The following is a 16,621-nucleotide window of genomic DNA, read 5'->3' as shown; positions in this document are numbered from 1 at the left end:
CGATTAACTCAAGCAGGCAAGAATAACTTCAAGCGGGTGTCTCACCCGCTTTTTTTCCATCCGTTTTATTTGCGAACGGCAGGAAAAACCTGTCGCAACAATGCCCATATTGCCATAGGCATCGACAGCTTGTTCCCAACCCATTTTGTACAGTGCTTTACTGTCTTGCTGATTATTCTTCTCATGACCAAAGGTCCCGGCCATACCACAGCAACCAACACTGACAACATCCAGCTTTAAACCGAAGGCACTGAATAGCCGTTGCCAATGTTTTGCCGACTCAGGAATAAAGCTTTGCTCAGTACAATGCAGCAATAAGCCATAGGTTCGGTTAGATATTTCTGCCATCGGTGACAAAGGCTTGCCATCAAACCACTCTACTACCGTTTTGACGCATAACTGCGCGGCATCACTGCCCAGTACTTGTTGATATTCGTCGCGAAATACCAGTGCCGTAGAGCTGTCAACGCCAACCAAATCAACACTCGCCTCATGCAAAGGCAATAATTGCTCCGCAACCCGTCGCGCTGTTTGTTCAAAGGCCTGCAAATAGCCTTTAACGTGTTGCGCTTTGCCGTGCCCTTTAAACGGCAATAATACCGGAGTATAGCCCAGGCGCTTAACCACATGGGCGAATGCCTCGACGACCTCGGCTTCGTAAAAACTGGTAAAAGGATCCTGTACGATAACCACATAATTTGAGCGTTGCTGTGCATCTGCTGCAAGAATTTGTTCCGTCGTCAGCTGCAGATAGCCGGCTTTCGACCAGCGGCTGCTCAGGTTGGGAGCAGAAAAACTGGGCGTATCCACATAACCGACCGCGTTAGCTAACACAGACTTTGTTATCGGGTTATTGACCAACAGGTTACTAAAACGCGGTAGCTTAGCCCCCCACTTTGCTGTGGTTTCGACCGTTTTAACTAAGTTGTCCTTAAGCGGGCGACTGTAGCGACTGTAGTAGTGCTCTAAAAACCTTGCTTTAAATGTAGGCACATCAACGCTAACCGGGCATTGATTAGTACAGGCTTTACAGGCCAGGCACTTATCCATCGACTGCTTAACTTCGGCGCTAAAATCGTCGCCGCTGCTAAAACTATTTAGCCAGCGCTTAAACCACGGCAGTGGTGTCGCTGTTTGCGTGGCATCATAACCCGCGTTGCTGTTAAGGCGCAGCCACTCCCGCATCAGCGACGAACGTCCCTTAGGCGAATAACGTCGGTCGCCGGTAACTTTGTAGCTTGGACACATAACCGCTGCGGCATCGTAATTAAAACACAAGCCATTACCATTACAGTCCATGGCGTTGCGATAACTGTCGCGGGTGGTTACCGGGATTTGACGATCGTAATAGCCACGCTTAGTCGCATCCACCGAGACTAAATTATGATCGCCCTGCAGCGGCGTACAAATTTTCCCGGGGTTTAACTGGTTGTATGGATCAACGGCAGTTTTTATCTTCCGTAACTCGGTAAATAGTTGTTCACCAAAAAATGCCGGTGCATATTCGGAACGATAGCCTTTACCATGTTCGCCCCACATTAAACCGCCATACTTTTCGGTCAACGCAGCTACCTTGTCGCTAATTTGGCGCAATAGGGTTTCGTCTTCCGGCTCGGTTAAGTCTAATGCCGGACGGACGTGCAGAACACCGGCATCAGCATGGCCAAACATGCCGTAATGCAGTTGCGCTTCATCCAGAATAGCTCGGAACTCCATAATGAAGTCGGCTAGTTTTTCCGGCGGCACGGCGGTGTCTTCGGCAAAGGCAACGGGTTTGCGGCGTCCCTTGGTTGCGCCTAACAGCCCAACCGACTTTTTACGCATGGCGTAAATCGTCTGAATGCTGGCAAGGTCATCGCAAATTTGATACCCGATCACCCCTTGGTTATCTTTGCTCTTAATTAACTGATCAAGTCGCTTGCACAGCGCATCGATTTTAGTCTGGTTGTCCTGCTCGTCGGTGCTGGCAAATTCGACCATGTTAATACCATCCATGGTCTGGCCTTCGACATCGGTAAGCAAGGGTTCAACGCTGTGCCAGATAATATCTTGTCGGGCAAGGTTCAGCACTTTACTGTCGATGGTTTCGACCGATGTGGCATTTGCCTGCACTAAAAAAGGCGCATTCCGCAATGCCGCCTGAAAGTCACTGTACTTGACGTTAATCAGGGTACGGTACTTGGGGATTGGGGTGATGTTAAGTTTAGCTTCGGCAACGAAGCCTAGGGTTCCTTCCGAGCCCGCAATTAGCCGCGACAGATCAAGGGTATTATGCTCGGGATCATAACAGTGCTTTAAATCATAGCCGGTTAAAAAGCGATTCAATGGCGGGAACTTGGCTTCAATCTCATCACGATAACCAATACAGGTATCTAACGCCTGTCTGTAAAGTCTCCCACGAGCATTGTCCTGTTCGCTTAAGGTCTGTGCCTGCTGTAGCGAAACCGGACCGCTATCCAGCCGTTCACCGCCAACAAGGATGGTAGATAACGCTAAAATATGGTCACTGGTTTTACCATAAACCAATGAACCCTGCCCTGACGCATCAGTATTGATCATACCGCCAAGGGTTGCGCGGTTACTGGTCGACAGATCCGGCGAGAAGAAATACCCCAGCGGACGCAAGGCATCATTCAGCTGATCTTTTATTACGCCGGCCTGAACTCTGACCCAGCCCTGCTCTGGATCGATTTCTAACACCTGGTTCATGTGCCGACTCATATCGACGACTAAGCCCGGTGTCAAAGACTGGCCGTTGGTGCCGGTGCCACCGCCACGCGGAGAGAACTGAATCTCATTATACTGGGACTGACCGGCAAGTTTTAAAATAACCTCTAGGTCAGCTGCACTGCGTGGGTATAGAACCCCTTGCGGGATTTGTTGGTAAACGCTGTTATCGGTGGCGGCAATCAGCCGCCCCGAGTAACTCACATCCACATCTCCGCTGTAACTGCTGTCGCTAAGCTCACGTAAAAAATCGCGCGTCACTTGCGGTAGGCCGCTTTCGGCGACCAGTTTAGGGAGTTGTGTCATGTTGGTTTACCGCTCCTTACTTATTGTATAAAAAGGCGTTATTACAGGTTATCGGCAAGATACATCCAGGTTTCCACAACGGTATCCGGGTTCAGCGATACTGAGTCGATACCGTGCTCGACTAACCATGCGGCAAAGTCCGGATGGTCGGAGGGCCCCTGCCCACAAATTCCGACATATTTGCCACGCTTTTTGGCCGTTGTAATAGCCATCGCTAACAACCGTTTAACCGCTTCGTTACGCTCATCAAACAAGTGTGCGATAACACCCGAATCGCGGTCCAGACCCAGGGTCAATTGGGTTAAATCATTAGAGCCAATAGAAAAGCCGTCAAAAATATCAAGGAATTCGTCAGCCAAAACAGCGTTCGACGGGAGCTCACACATCATAATCACGCGCAGGCCTTGTTCGCCCTGTTTTAGCCCCTGTTCTTCCAGCAGCTCTATAACTTTGCGGCCTTCTTCTAAAGTACGTACGAATGGGATCATAATTTCGACGTTGGTCAGCCTCATATCGTTACGTACCCGCTTGATCGCCTCACACTCCAGCGCAAAGCAATCACGAAACTCTTCCGAGATATAACGCGAAGCACCACGGAAGCCTAACATGGGGTTCTCTTCATCAGGCTCGTACTGGCTGCCGCCGATTAAGTTAGCGTACTCGTTAGATTTAAAATCACTCATGCGTACGATCACGCGTTCCGGCGAGAAGGCAGCGCCCAGCGTTGCAATACCTTCGGCTAATTTAGCGATATAATATTCACGTGGGCTTGAATAGCCGGCAATCATGCCGCGAATGGTAGCCTGTAATTCCTCACTTTGCTCGTCAAAATTAAGCAAGGCTTTGGGATGCACGCCAATCATCCGGTTAATGATGAACTCCAGCCGCGCCAGGCCAATACCTGCATGTGGTAAGCTGGCGAAATCGAAGGCTCGGTCAGGATTACCCACATTCATCATGATCTTCATCGGCAAAGGCGGCATCTTGTCTACCGCGGTTGAGGTGACGTCATAGTCCAATTCGCCATCATAAATATAACCGGTATCGCCTTCTGCACACGAGACAGTCACTTTACGACCGTTACTAATAAGCTCGTCAGCATTGCCACAGCCAACCACGGCTGGGATACCCAGTTCACGCGCAATGATAGCCGCGTGACAGGTACGTCCACCACGATTGGTGACAATAGCGGCAGCCCGCTTCATGATAGGTTCCCAGTCGGGGTCGGTCATATCGGTGACCAGCACATCGCCGGGCTGGACTTTATCCATTTCGCTAATGTCATTAAGCACTTTAGCAACTCCTGCACCGATACGCTGGCCAATCGCCCGGCCTTCGCAGATAACGTCGCTTTTGTCTTTTAATGCAAAGCGCTCAATGGCCTGACCTTTTTGATTAGAGCGAACAGTTTCCGGGCGCGCCTGCACTATGTACAATTTGCCATCAATACCGTCTTTGGCCCATTCGATATCCATCGGGCGACCGTAATGCTTTTCGATAATAACGGCCTGGCGAGCGAGCTCTTCAACTTCGTCGTCGGCTACCGAAAAGGTCATTGATTTCGCCGGTTCAATGTCTTCGATCAATGTCTGTTTACCGTGTGCACGGTCTTCAGAGAACACCATCTGTATCTGTTTACTACCGATATTACGGCGTAATACTGCAGGACGACCTGCCGCCAACGTAGGCTTGTGTACATAGAATTCGTCGGGATTGACTGCGCCCTGCACGACCATCTCGCCTAAGCCATAAGACGAGGTCACAAACACCACATCTTCGAAGCCAGATTCGGTATCGATGGTAAACATCACACCTGAAGACGCGATATCACTGCGCACCATCCGTTGTACACCGGCTGACAGGGCAACACCACGATGGTCATACCCCTGGTGAACCCGGTAAGAAATAGCACGGTCGTTAAATAGCGAGGCAAATACGTGCTTTATTGCCTCCATTACAGCATCTAAACCACGTACGTTCAGGAAGGTCTCTTGTTGCCCGGCGAAAGATGCGTCCGGCATATCTTCGGCTGTGGCAGAGCTACGCACTGCAAAACTGAACTCGTCATTGTCTTCGCTGAGTTCTGAAAACGCCGCTTTGATGGCTTGTTCAAATTCAGGCTGAAACGGGGTGTCGATTATCCATTGGCGAATTTTCTGGCCCGCCTTAGCCAGCTCACTCACATCGTCAACATCAAGGCTATCAAGTAAGTCGTGAATCTTATCGTTCAGACCGCTTTGCTCCAGGAACTGGTTGTAAGCATCTGCGGTGGTGGCAAATCCGCCGGGCACTTCGACGCCGGCGCCGGCCAGGTTGCTTATCATTTCGCCTAAGGAGGCGTTTTTACCCCCTACTCGATTGACGTCCTGCATTCCTAATTGCTGATACCACAATACGTATTCTTGCACGTCACTATCCTCAAAGTTGTGTCGATGGAGGTGAAAGTGCTCAGTATTTTACACTTTGGCGGTCAACAAGTTAATATCTGTGGAGATATTATTAAAATAAGAACTGTAAATATGCGCACCGCCTTTTATATATCCGACGGCACCGCCCTGACTGCTGAAGCCTTCGGTCATGCATTGTTATCGATGTTTCCGGTCGAATTAAACCACAAAACACTACCTTTTATCGATACTCAGGAAAAAGCCGAAAATGTTTGCCGTCAAATCAAACAGGCGCTTAACGACGATGGCGAGCCGCCGCTAATATTTCATACTTTTGTTAACGAAAAGCTTAAATCCAAAATTGTTAATTGCGGCGGTATTGGTTATGACTTTTTAGAACAGTTTAAAGGTTCAGTAGAACAACAGCTGCAGGTTAAGGCTCAGCCAAAAACGCACCGTACGCATGGCGCACATAAAAATTATAACTTCCGCGTCGATGCAATTAATTACGCACTAGACAATGATGACGGTAAAAAACTAAACCAATTAGATGAAGCTGATATTATTTTAATTGGCGTGTCACGAACGGGGAAAACGCCTACCAGCCTCTATCTGGCGCTGCAGTACGGTATAAAGGCAGCCAACTACCCGATTACCGACGATGATGACTTTGAACGTCTGGATGTACCACGAGAATTAAAGTTACAACGGCACAAGCTGTTTGGGTTGACGCTTAACGCGCAACGTTTGCATGAAATCCGTAGCGGGCGGCGCCAGGGTAGTCACTATGCATCGATGCAACAATGCCGGTTTGAATTGCAGGAAGTTGAAAAGCTTTATCGGCGCGAAGCCATTCCGTTTATTAATTCGACGCACTTTTCAGTTGAGGAAATTGCAGCCAAAATCTTGGCTAAAACAAACCTGCAGCGACGCCGGTTCTAACCGACGTCGTGCAGTTAAGTGTTAGGATGCGTTAGTGCTTTCAAATATCTTGTCGGCAGAGGCGGCAACAAAGCCCGTGTAAAGTTTACCGTCTTCTAGTTCATAACGCTTTGCAAACTCATAGAAGCAGGATGGAATCTCTACAGTTTGGTCGGCAAATTCAACCGGCACACGATTGGCCATCGTTGACGATTGTTCCAGATAAACTTCGGGCGAACCTTTGATTTCGCCACCCGATGTATTCAAGGTGAAACCAGACTGTTTAAGTGTTTCATTGACCTGCTCTAACGAATCAAAGCCCGGTAAATAATTAACACTCACGGTAAAGTGGTTGGCACAAAAACCGAACGCCGCCATCCACGCTGCATACTCGCTTTCTTCCAGCAACTCAAGGTAGTCAGCATGGCTAACCTGCCAGTGTGTGCCGGAATACAGGAAGTTATCAGCTTTAACCGCAGCTGCGTCGACTTGTGCAACCATCGCCTTAACTTTCTGTTGCAGCGAATCACTAAACTCTTCCGTCATTAATTCGCTGATAAACACCTTCGGTAGCGTCGGATCATCGTGCTCGAAGTGTTTAGCGCGTAATTTCTTCGCTTCAAAATGATAATCACCGCCTTCTTTGTAACCTAGCGCTAAAAAGTGCTCGGCCAGTGCTTCTAAGCGCACCGGGGCGATATCAAAAGTACGAAACGCCACGTGGTCATTAACAATGTCGTGACCTTTACCTAAGACGTCGTGAACTTTAGGTGCTGATGGCGTACGCGAAATGTAATCTTGCCATAAACGCTCAAATAACTGCTCAACTTGCTGAGACATGACAATAAAATCCTTTACTGCTAAGTAATGAGAAAATGTTAGCCGTGTCCGTTACGCGCTGAACGTAATGACTCAGCCACCAAAAACGCCAATTCTAACACTTGATCGGCATTAAGTCTTGGGTCACATTGTGTACGGTAGCGGCTAGACAGGTCAGCTTCGCTTATCTGGTATGCGCCACCGGTACATTCAGTAACGTCCTCTCCGGTCATTTCTAAGTGAATACCACCGGCATAGGTGCCTTCTGCCTGGTGTACGGCAAAGAATTGACGGAGCTCTTTATGGATGGCGTCGAAATTACGGGTCTTTAAGCCGTTGTCAGCCTTAGTGGTATTGCCGTGCATCGGATCGCTGGACCAGACCACGTGCCGCCCTTCCGCTTTAACCCGACGTGCCAGTTTAGGCAGGTTATCAGCCAGGTTATCAGCGCCCATTCTCGAGATTAAGGTGATACGACCCGCTTCATTATCCGGGTTAAGCACATCCAGTAACTGAATTAGCTCGTCTTCCGGCATCGTTGGCCCAACTTTAACGCCGATGGGGTTGTGAATGCCCCGCATAAACTCTACATGCGCATGGTCAAGTTGACGGGTGCGCTCGCCAATCCAGATCATGTGAGCTGAACAATCGTAAGGTAACCCCGTTAACGTATCAGTACGCGTCAGTGCTTGTTCATAAGGCAGTAGCAACGCTTCGTGTGAGGTGAACAGCTGCGTCTCGTGCAGGGTCGCATTATTGTCTGCATTAATACCCAGCACTTCCATAAACTGTAGAGCCGACTGGATTTGTTCGGCAATCTGTTGGTAGCGGTCTTTTAGCGGATTAGCTGCCAAAAAGCCAAGGTTCCATTTATGCACTTTGTGCAGGTTAGCTAAACCACCTTGCGCAAATGCCCGCAGCAAATTAAGCGTTGCCGCCGAATGGTGGTAAGCCTTTAACATCCTTTGCGGATCCGGTTGCCGCGCGGCGTCGGTAAAATCAATACCGTTAATAATATCGCCACGGTAACTTGGCAGACTGACATCATTGATGGTTTCTATGTCGCTTGAGCGTGGCTTAGCATATTGCCCCGCCATACGCGCGACCTTGGTTACCGGGCAGTTGCCGGCAAAGGTCATGACAATCGCCATTTGCAAAATAACTTTGAAGGTGTCGCGGATCTTCGGCGCATTGAAGTCACTGAACGATTCGGCACAATCACCGCCCTGAAGTAAAAAGCCATTACCATGGCAAACGTCGGTAAGTTGCGAACGTAAGGCCCGTATTTCTTCGGCAAAAACTAACGGCGGATACTGACCGAGTTCCTGTTCAACCAGTTTAAGTTGTTCAGGATCGGTGTAATTCGGTTGTTGTTGGATGGGCTTATCGCGCCAACTACGTGCATGCCACTGGCTCATAACTGCATACCCAGATGTTGAATGATTAGGAACACTCAAATCTAACGGGGATAGTCGCTAAAAGCAACGCCATCCCCGGTTTTTCTTAGCAATTAATTAACGGCGCTGACTGACGCAACGCATGGATACGTTCATCCAATGGCGGGTGTGACATAAACAGTTTACTGAAACCACTACGCTTGCCGTTAATGCCGAAGGCTAGCATCGAACCCTCTAATTTCGACTCCTGAGCACGTTTTAGTCGCTCCAGCGCTGCAATCATTTTTTCTGGTCCAACTAACGACGCAGAGCCTGCATCGGCGCGAAATTCGCGCTGCCGCGAGAACCACATAACAATAATGCTGGCAAAGATGCCGAATATTACCTCTAACACCATCACTACGCCGTAATAAGCAAATAGACCCAGGCCCCCGCCCTGTTGATTATTGCCGCGCAGCGCATTGTTAATGATCGACGCTATAATTCGGGCAAAGAACATCACAAAGGTGTTTACCACGCCCTGGATCAGCGTCATCGTAATCATGTCACCATTAGCAATATGGCTAACCTCGTGAGCCAATACAGCCTCGACTTCTTCCTGACTCATGGCGTCCATCAATCCGGTCGAAACCGCAACCAGCGACTGCTTTTTACTCCGTCCGGTAGCAAATGCATTAGGTTCAGGTGACGCATAAATAGCGACTTGGGGCATAGGCAGCCCTGCTCGTTGCGCCTGTTGCTTTACCGTCTGCAATAGCCATTGTTCGGTGCTGTTGCGCGGCTGTTCAATGACACGGGCGCCCGTTGCGCGCAATGCCATCCAACGAGATATCCATAACGACACCAGGGCGCCACCAAAACCAAACAAGGCACAAAAAATTAATAATCCACCGGCATTTTGCAAGCTAACGCCGGTGGCGCGGCTAATAATGTTATAGACAAAACTAACCACCAGTAAAATAGCGAGGTTAGTGGCTAAAAATAATGCGATGCGTTGCATACAACCCTCATCAAGTTAACTAACTGACCCTTATATGCCCTCTTGGCGCTCAGTTTACAAGTGATTTACCGACAAAAGTCATTGATATAGGTAGACAGATCACGACCTCGCCAGTCAGGCGTGTATGGCAGAATACCCAGGCACGGTGAGGTTAAGCGGCGAGTTAAGGTCGCAATATTCTGCTCTCGATACGGCATTTCAGCAGACTGCGTATCGACGGCTACCCAGCCGGCTACCCGCATATCATCGGCGCGAATAGCCCGTTCCGTTAACACCGCATGGTTTAAACAGCCCAGTTTTAGGCCAACCACCAGCACAACCTCAGCATTGGTTTGTTTAACAAAGGTAGGCATGCTCAGGGTATCCGAGAGCGGTAATTCCCAGCCACCGGCACCTTCGATAACTACGACATCGGGTTTTAACGCACGCACATCATTAAAAGCCCCGATTAACACCTGCTCGGTTATTTCGATATTTTGTTCGGTTGCTGCGATATGTGGTGCGATAGCCGGTTCAAACGAGTAAGGATTGGTTAACGAGTAATCGCAATCCATTGTCATGACTTCGCGCAAAGCTAACGCATCGTCATTAACCCAACGACCCCGCTGCTTAAAGCATCCTGACGCAACGGGTTTCATTGCCAGGGTACTGAGTCGTTGCCCGGCAAAATAGTTCAACAATGCTTTTGCCGCGACAGTTTTGCCCGCGTCAGTATCCGTTCCGGTGACAAAAAAAGATTTCATAAGGTTAATTCACATTAATTTTTAGTTAATTTTACTTAGAAAATAGAACTGCCCAACTTGCCAGTTTAATGGTAATCCGTTTTCTGTTCGGTATTGCTCGTAGTTCTCAGAAAGCCGTGCGAATCGCCGCGGCGTCATTAAGCCCGGATTATTATCGCGGCCAACGAAGTTAGCGCCGACGCCCTTAATGCTGCGCATCAGCGACTTTAAATCGGCAAACCACTGAGTATGCTCGATAACTGCGTAGTGATAACCGGTAATGCCTGCCTGTTCGATCTGGCTTAATACCGTGTTGAGTGATTTAAACGGTTGGGTATGTGGCAGATCGTCCAGTTGTCGCCAACTTTGTCGCAACTCGTTAAAGCTTCCTTCAAGAGGCAGGTTAAATGCGGCTTGTCCATGTGGTGTCAACACGCGCTTCATCTCGGTTATTGCCTGGATCAGGTTTGCGCACCATTGCAGGCTCATATTGGCAAAACAGACGTCAACGCAGGCTGTTTGCAATGGTAGCGATTCTGCATCGGCTAATAACACAGTATCCGTTCTCTGTAACTTGCGACGTGCAACCGCGACCATTTCTGTCGCCACATCAATGCCGACATAATGATCGCCTAATGCTCTTAACGGCTGATACAGAGACGCCGGACCACAACCAATATCAGCGATGCGTCCGCCAGGTTCTGATAAATACTGCATCAAACGCTGCCCAAGAATCTGTTGGATCTCGTCGTGGCTGGTGTAGGCATGCGCTGCACGAGAAAAATGACGGGCAATTTGGTGGCGCCGCTGCGCGCTTAGATTATTAGCCTCCATCATGACAACTTATCCAGTTGTTGGCACAGCGCGGCAATGTGCTGAGGTTGATGTTGCGCTTGCAGGCTAAAGCGTATCCGGGCACTGCCCTCAGGCACAGTCGGCGGGCGCACTGCACTAACAGCAAAACCAGCCTGCTGTAATTGTTGTTTAAGCAACATCACCTGCTGATCATCGCCGACAACCCAGGATTGAATGGGTGAGTCTGATGCAATCAGGTTTAACTGCCGCTGTTGTAGCTGACCTTTAAAGTTATCAATGTTGTGCGCTAACCGAGCTCGTAGTTCGGCTCCTTCGTCGCTACGGATAACGGTTAAAGCTGCCTGGATAGCAGCTGCTTGCGCGGGCGCAAACGCAGTGGAATAAATGTATTCGCGACAAAACTGAATTAACTCTTCAATATCGTCGCCTGAGCCGGCAACAAACGCTCCACTGGCGCCAAATGCTTTGCCGAAGGTGCCGGTCAGCAAACGGATATTGTCGCGTAATGCCCCATAACTTGCCAGCCCCTGCTCGCCCCAAACGCCCAAGCCGTGGGCATCATCAAGCAAAACAGAAACCTTGCTGCGCTGCTGAAGTTCGCTTAGCTCCTGCTCCGGAATACGGTCGCCATCCATACTAAAGGTACCTTCAGAAACAACCCAGTCTTCTGCTGTCGGGGTCAATTCAGCAGACAAGTCAGCAATACGATTATGCTCAAAGCGCTTAAAGCGTCGTTTGGTAGACCGTATGCCATCGATAAGCGAGGCATGACTGAGGCGGTCAAAGTAAATAGTCCCGGTCTGAATGAGTGTGCTGATGGTGCCATGGTTAGCAGCAAAGCCGCTGTTAAACAGCACCACAGCCTCGACATCCAGCCACTCGGCCAGCGCTTCTTCCAGCTCACGGTGTGCGTTGCTGTAACCGCTTAACAATGGCGAACCGCCACTACCGAACCCCCAGCGATCCAGCGCATCCTTAGCTGCTTTTAGCACCTGCGGATGCTGACTTAACGAGAGGTAGTCATTACTGGCAAATTGTTGTTCTATGGCAGTCGCTGTACGCGTTTGACGACGACGGAAACGTGACGATTCACGCCGCTCGTCAAGACGCGTCATAAAACCGTGCCGGTTGCTGCTGTTCATGTATGGCGTCTTCGATAACGGCACTATGAACTTCGTCGTCGTAGCCTTGATGGGGTTCAGGTTCAATGCCCAGGCGCTGAAATAAACGTAAGTCCTTATCCGCCTGCGGATTAGCCGTGGTCAGCAGCTTTTCGCCATAAAATATTGAGTTTGCACCAGCAAAAAAGCACATTGCCTGCATTTCGTCACTCATATCCTCGCGACCTGCCGACAAACGGACATGCGATTGCGGCATTAAAATTCGAGCGACAGCAATAGTGCGCACAAATTCTATTGGGTCTAAATCTTCTAGTTGTTCAAAGGGTGTCCCTTTTACTTTTACCAGCATATTAATAGGTACACTTTCAGGGTGCTTAGGCAGGTTAGCTAGCTGTACCAGCAAGGATGCGCGGTCATTAACCGATTCGCCCATGCCAACGATGCCGCCAGCGCACACTTTCATACCGGCATCCCGAACATTTTTTAGTGTCTGCAGCCGATCCTGGTACGTCCGCGTGGTGATAATGTCACCATAAAATTCCGGCGATGTGTCCAGGTTATGATTGTAATAATCGAGACCCGATTGTTGTAACAACTTAGCCTGTGCGTCACTCAGCATGCCCAGTGTCATACAGGTTTCTAAGCCCAATGCTTTTACCCCTTGAATCATTTCGATTAAGTAAGGCATGTCGCGATCTTTAGGATTACGCCAGGCAGCGCCCATACAAAAACGACTCGCGCCTTTTTGTTTTGCTGCTTCGGCTTCGGCGAGCACTTTTTGTACTTCCATCAGTCGTTCGCGATCCAGACCGGTATGATAGTGTGCACTTTGTGGACAATATTTACAGTCTTCCGGACAAGCTCCGGTTTTTATCGACAGCAAAGTGCTAACTTGTACATGGTTGGGATTAAAATGTTGCCGATGCACCTGCTGCGCTTCGAACAGTAAGTCATTCAGTGGTTTTTTAAGTAACGAGACAACCTCGTCGATACTCCAATCCGTTCTTATTGACGTCATATTTTGCCCTGGGTGTTAATTACTAGCGTGTTGTTGTTGCCACTAATGCGCTATGGATGCGCCACAAATATCGACTAGCCTAATTCAGACAGGTAAACTGTCAATTAATTTGAAGGGTTTAAACTTTACTAATGGTTAAATATTAATCTATGACATCCACTGACAGCGCACAACCTTTATGGCAACAACAACTGGACTTTGATCAGCAGCACATATGGCATCCATATACGTCAATGACACACCCGCTGCCCTGCTATCACGTAAAATCAGCTGCCGGGGTGTCAATAGAATTATCCAGCGGAGAATATCTCATCGATGGGATGTCCTCCTGGTGGGCAGCTATTCATGGCTACAATCATCCACGCCTGAACGCTGCCGCCCATCAGCAAATAGATAAAGTCGCTCACGTGATGTTCGGGGGCTTGACTCACGAACCGGCGGTAACGCTGGCCCAGCAGCTGATCGAATTAACGCCGCCGCCGTTAAACCGTGTTTTTATTGCAGATTCGGGGTCAGTAAGTGTAGAAGTCGCGATTAAAATGGCGTTGCAATATTGGGTTGGCCGCGAGCTGCCGCAAAAAAATCAGCTACTGACGGTTCGCGGTGGTTACCACGGCGATACGTTTGCGGCGATGTCGGTGTGTGACCCCGTAAACGGTATGCACCATTTGTTCAAGCATGCATTGTGCAACCAGCGTTTTGTCGAGCGCCCGGCGTTACGTTACTGGGATGACTGGCGCGATGACGCGGTCGATAGCTTGCGTGACGCATTTGATCAACATCACACGCAGCTTGCTGCTGTTATTATAGAGCCGGTTGTGCAAGGTGCTGGGGGCATGCGTATGTACCACCCTAATTACTTGCGCGAATTACGCCGCCTGTGCGATGCCTATGGGGTGTTGTTAATTTGTGATGAAATTGCTACGGGGTTTGGTCGTTCCGGTAAATTATTTGCCTCGGAGCACGCCGATGTATGCCCTGATATTATGTGCTTGGGCAAGGCATTAACCGGTGGCTATATGACATTGGCGGCGGCGGTGACAACAACCGAAGTGGCTGAGGGCGTCAGCAGTGAGAACGCCGGCGGAGCACTTATGCACGGCCCCACCTTTATGGGCAACCCACTCGCCTGTGCTGTTGCCACGGAGTCATTGCGGCTGGTCGCTGAAAATCACTGGCCGGCTCAGGTTGCCGCTATTGAGGCACAGTTAAAAACGCAGTTATTGCCGCTGGCGCAGCATCAACAGGTCGCTGATGTACGTGTGTTGGGTGCCATTGGCGTGGTGGAGATGCAGCAACCGATTAATGTCGCCGAGGCACAACAGTTATTTATCGCGCACGGTGTTTGGATTCGTCCGTTCGGCAAGCTGCTGTACATTATGCCACCGTATATTATTGAGCCCGAGCAACTAGCGCAGTTAACAACAGCGATTAGCGCGTATGTGCATAGTTAAAGTGCAGTTTTAAAAGCCAAAGAAGTACAAGGCCAGACCACCAAGGAAGGTGCATATCAGGATCATCGTGTTCAGCCAGAGGTGCTGCCGGTGTTGGCTAAATAACACGATATTAATGGTAAAGGTGACTAGGCTGATTAACAGGCCAAGTAGTAATAGCAAAACAAATAAGTCGCCCAGTGTGATATGCCAATGCTGGCGTACTGAAATACCAAAAATTTCTGTTAGAATGGTGTCATGTTCGGGGCGTGCGTAATGATATACAATTAGCGCGGCAATAAAAACAGCCCAGCCGATAATTGAGAGCCAGCCTAAAACCCGGCTCCAGAACGACAGCTGTTTGAGTTCCTGTAAGCTACCAACGCGCATATCAGCCCCTTTTAAGATCAGGTTGTTCTTGAGTCTGCGCCAAAGCGCGGTAACATAGCAACCTTTATCGCCAAATTTGTATCATAAAATTCGTATTTCGGAGAATAGTAGCTCATGTCGTACGCTTCTGTAGTTGACGTTTTAGCAGGCAAAGTTGCGGTGGATGATACCGTAACCGTTCGTGGTTGGGTGCGCACCCGCCGCGACTCAAAAGCAGGTATTTCGTTTATTAACCTGCACGATGGTTCATGTTTTGACGCCATTCAGGCGGTGGTCCCTGCTGAACTGCCCAATTACACTGATGAAGTACTGAAGTTAACAACCGGTTGTTCGGTTGCTATCACCGGCGTTGTGGTCGAATCACAGGGTAAAGGCCAGTCCTACGAACTGCAGGCCACTGGTGTAAAAGTGTATGGCTGGGTTGATGATCCAGATACTTACCCAATGGCTCCGAAGCGTCACAGCATGGAATATCTGCGTGAATACGCGCATCTGCGCCCGCGCACAAATGTAACCGGTGCGGTGATGCGGGTTCGCAACACCCTGTCGCAGGCTATTCATCGGTTTTTCCATGAAAATGGTTATCTTTGGGTCAGCACACCTATCATCACTACCTCTGATTGCGAAGGCGCGGGTGAAATGTTCCGCGTATCAACCTTAGACATGCTTAACGTGCCGAAAACAGAGCAAGGCGAGGTTGATTTTAGTCAGGACTTTTTCGGCAAAGAAGCGTTTTTGACCGTATCAGGGCAGCTGAACGTTGAATCTTATGCTTGCTCGTTAAGCAAGGTGTATACCTTTGGCCCGACTTTCCGCGCCGAAAACTCAAATACCAGCCGTCACCTGTCTGAATTCTGGATGGTTGAACCCGAGCTTGCATTTGCCGACCTCAATGATATCGCTCATTTGGCCGAAGACATGCTGAAGTACGTGTTTAAAGCGGTATTGGCAGAGCGTCCTGACGACATGGCATTTTTTGAACAACGCATTAACGCTGACGTGGTTAAACGCATGGAACAGATGGTTGATGCTGACTTCGTGCATATGGATTACACCGACGCTATTGAGATCCTTAGAAGCTGTGGTAAGAAGTTTGAGTACCCGGTTGAATGGGGAGTTGACTTGCAGTCAGAGCATGAACGTTACCTTGCCGAGGAACACGTTGGCGCACCCATTATTCTGAAGAACTACCCGCGTGATATTAAAGCGTTCTACATGCGCCAAAATGAAGACGGTAAAACTGTCGCCGCAATGGACGTATTAGCTCCGGGTATTGGCGAAATTATTGGCGGTAGTGCACGTGAAGAGCGCCTGGACGTACTTGATAAGCGCATTGCCGAAATGGAGCTGCCAGAAGAGGAATACGGCTTTTACCGTGACTTACGCCGCTATGGTACAGTCCCTCATGCCGGCTTTGGTCTAGGCTTTGAACGCCTGGTAGCATATGTAACGGGAATGCAAAATATTCGTGATGTCATTCCGTTCCCGCGAGCACCTAAATCTGCACAGTTCTAATAGCACGGGTTTTCGCTATAAGCCGGCAACTACGCCGGCTTTTTTTGTA

At 49.3% G+C, this 16,621-nt stretch carries 13 protein-coding genes; 3 read left to right on the top strand and 10 right to left on the bottom strand.

What is annotated here, in order from left to right:
* Positions 1-3 precede the first annotated feature (3 nt).
* Positions 4-3,033, bottom strand: a complete 3,030-nt coding sequence (locus tag KZ771_RS04645; RefSeq protein ID WP_133538428.1) for an FAD-binding and (Fe-S)-binding domain-containing protein — start codon at positions 3,031-3,033, stop codon at positions 4-6.
* Positions 3,034-3,074: 41 nt separating this feature from the next.
* Complete coding sequence (gene ppsA / locus KZ771_RS04640; protein ID WP_290654520.1) at positions 3,075-5,441, bottom strand: phosphoenolpyruvate synthase; 2,367 nt, start codon at positions 5,439-5,441, stop codon at positions 3,075-3,077.
* A gap of 111 nt (positions 5,442-5,552) precedes the next feature.
* On the opposite strand from ppsA, the gene KZ771_RS04635 reads away from it, so the two are divergent.
* Positions 5,553-6,362 carry a pyruvate, water dikinase regulatory protein gene (locus KZ771_RS04635; protein WP_290654809.1) on the top strand — a complete coding sequence of 270 codons (810 nt, stop codon included), beginning with the start codon at positions 5,553-5,555 and terminating at the stop codon, positions 6,360-6,362.
* A gap of 21 nt (positions 6,363-6,383) precedes the next feature.
* On the opposite strand, the gene KZ771_RS04630 is transcribed toward KZ771_RS04635, so the two are convergent.
* The 7 genes from KZ771_RS04630 to bioB all read right to left on the bottom strand — a co-directional run bounded on the left by KZ771_RS04630 (position 6,384) and on the right by bioB (position 13,234).
* Positions 6,384-7,181: a DUF1338 domain-containing protein gene (locus KZ771_RS04630; RefSeq protein ID WP_133538432.1), complete on the bottom strand. Its 798-nt coding sequence runs from the start codon at positions 7,179-7,181 to the stop codon at positions 6,384-6,386.
* A gap of 38 nt (positions 7,182-7,219) precedes the next feature.
* Positions 7,220-8,578 carry a class II 3-deoxy-7-phosphoheptulonate synthase gene (locus KZ771_RS04625; RefSeq protein WP_290570064.1) on the bottom strand — a complete coding sequence of 453 codons (1,359 nt, stop codon included), beginning with the start codon at positions 8,576-8,578 and terminating at the stop codon, positions 7,220-7,222.
* Between the two features lie 85 nt (positions 8,579-8,663).
* Positions 8,664-9,557 carry a protease HtpX gene (gene htpX / locus KZ771_RS04620; RefSeq protein WP_290654519.1) on the bottom strand — a complete coding sequence of 298 codons (894 nt, stop codon included), beginning with the start codon at positions 9,555-9,557 and terminating at the stop codon, positions 8,664-8,666.
* Positions 9,558-9,622: 65 nt separating this feature from the next.
* Positions 9,623-10,300 (bottom strand): dethiobiotin synthase, encoded by a 678-nt coding sequence (bioD, locus tag KZ771_RS04615; RefSeq protein ID WP_290654518.1) that lies wholly within the window; start codon positions 10,298-10,300, stop codon positions 9,623-9,625.
* A gap of 21 nt (positions 10,301-10,321) precedes the next feature.
* Entirely contained in the window at positions 10,322-11,116 is a 795-nt protein-coding gene (locus KZ771_RS04610; RefSeq protein ID WP_290654517.1) for a methyltransferase domain-containing protein, read from the bottom strand.
* Positions 11,113-12,237, bottom strand: a complete 1,125-nt coding sequence (locus tag KZ771_RS04605) for an 8-amino-7-oxononanoate synthase (RefSeq protein WP_290654516.1) — start codon at positions 12,235-12,237, stop codon at positions 11,113-11,115. The genes KZ771_RS04610 and KZ771_RS04605 overlap by 4 nt, the downstream gene beginning before the upstream one ends.
* Entirely contained in the window at positions 12,197-13,234 is a 1,038-nt protein-coding gene (gene bioB / locus KZ771_RS04600; protein WP_133538444.1) for a biotin synthase BioB, read from the bottom strand. Before bioB ends, KZ771_RS04605 begins: the two co-directional genes overlap by 41 nt.
* 149 nt (positions 13,235-13,383) lie before the next feature.
* On the opposite strand from bioB, the gene bioA reads away from it, so the two are divergent.
* Positions 13,384-14,688 carry an adenosylmethionine--8-amino-7-oxononanoate transaminase gene (bioA, locus tag KZ771_RS04595; RefSeq protein WP_290654515.1) on the top strand — a complete coding sequence of 435 codons (1,305 nt, stop codon included), beginning with the start codon at positions 13,384-13,386 and terminating at the stop codon, positions 14,686-14,688.
* Positions 14,689-14,697: 9 nt separating this feature from the next.
* Here the strand turns inward: bioA and KZ771_RS04590 are convergent, their stop codons facing one another.
* Positions 14,698-15,057: a hypothetical protein gene (locus KZ771_RS04590; protein WP_290654514.1), complete on the bottom strand. Its 360-nt coding sequence runs from the start codon at positions 15,055-15,057 to the stop codon at positions 14,698-14,700.
* Between the two features lie 114 nt (positions 15,058-15,171).
* Here KZ771_RS04590 and asnS point away from each other — a divergent pair, with 114 nt between their 5' ends.
* Complete coding sequence (gene asnS / locus KZ771_RS04585; RefSeq protein ID WP_290654513.1) at positions 15,172-16,572, top strand: asparagine--tRNA ligase; 1,401 nt, start codon at positions 15,172-15,174, stop codon at positions 16,570-16,572.
* Positions 16,573-16,621 lie beyond the last annotated feature (49 nt).

The sequence above is a fragment of the Idiomarina sp. genome, assembly GCF_019431395.1.
Classification (GTDB): domain Bacteria; phylum Pseudomonadota; class Gammaproteobacteria; order Enterobacterales; family Alteromonadaceae; genus Idiomarina.
The sequence above is the reverse complement of the archived record's forward strand: the minus strand, read 5'-3'. Positions and strand labels throughout refer to the sequence as shown.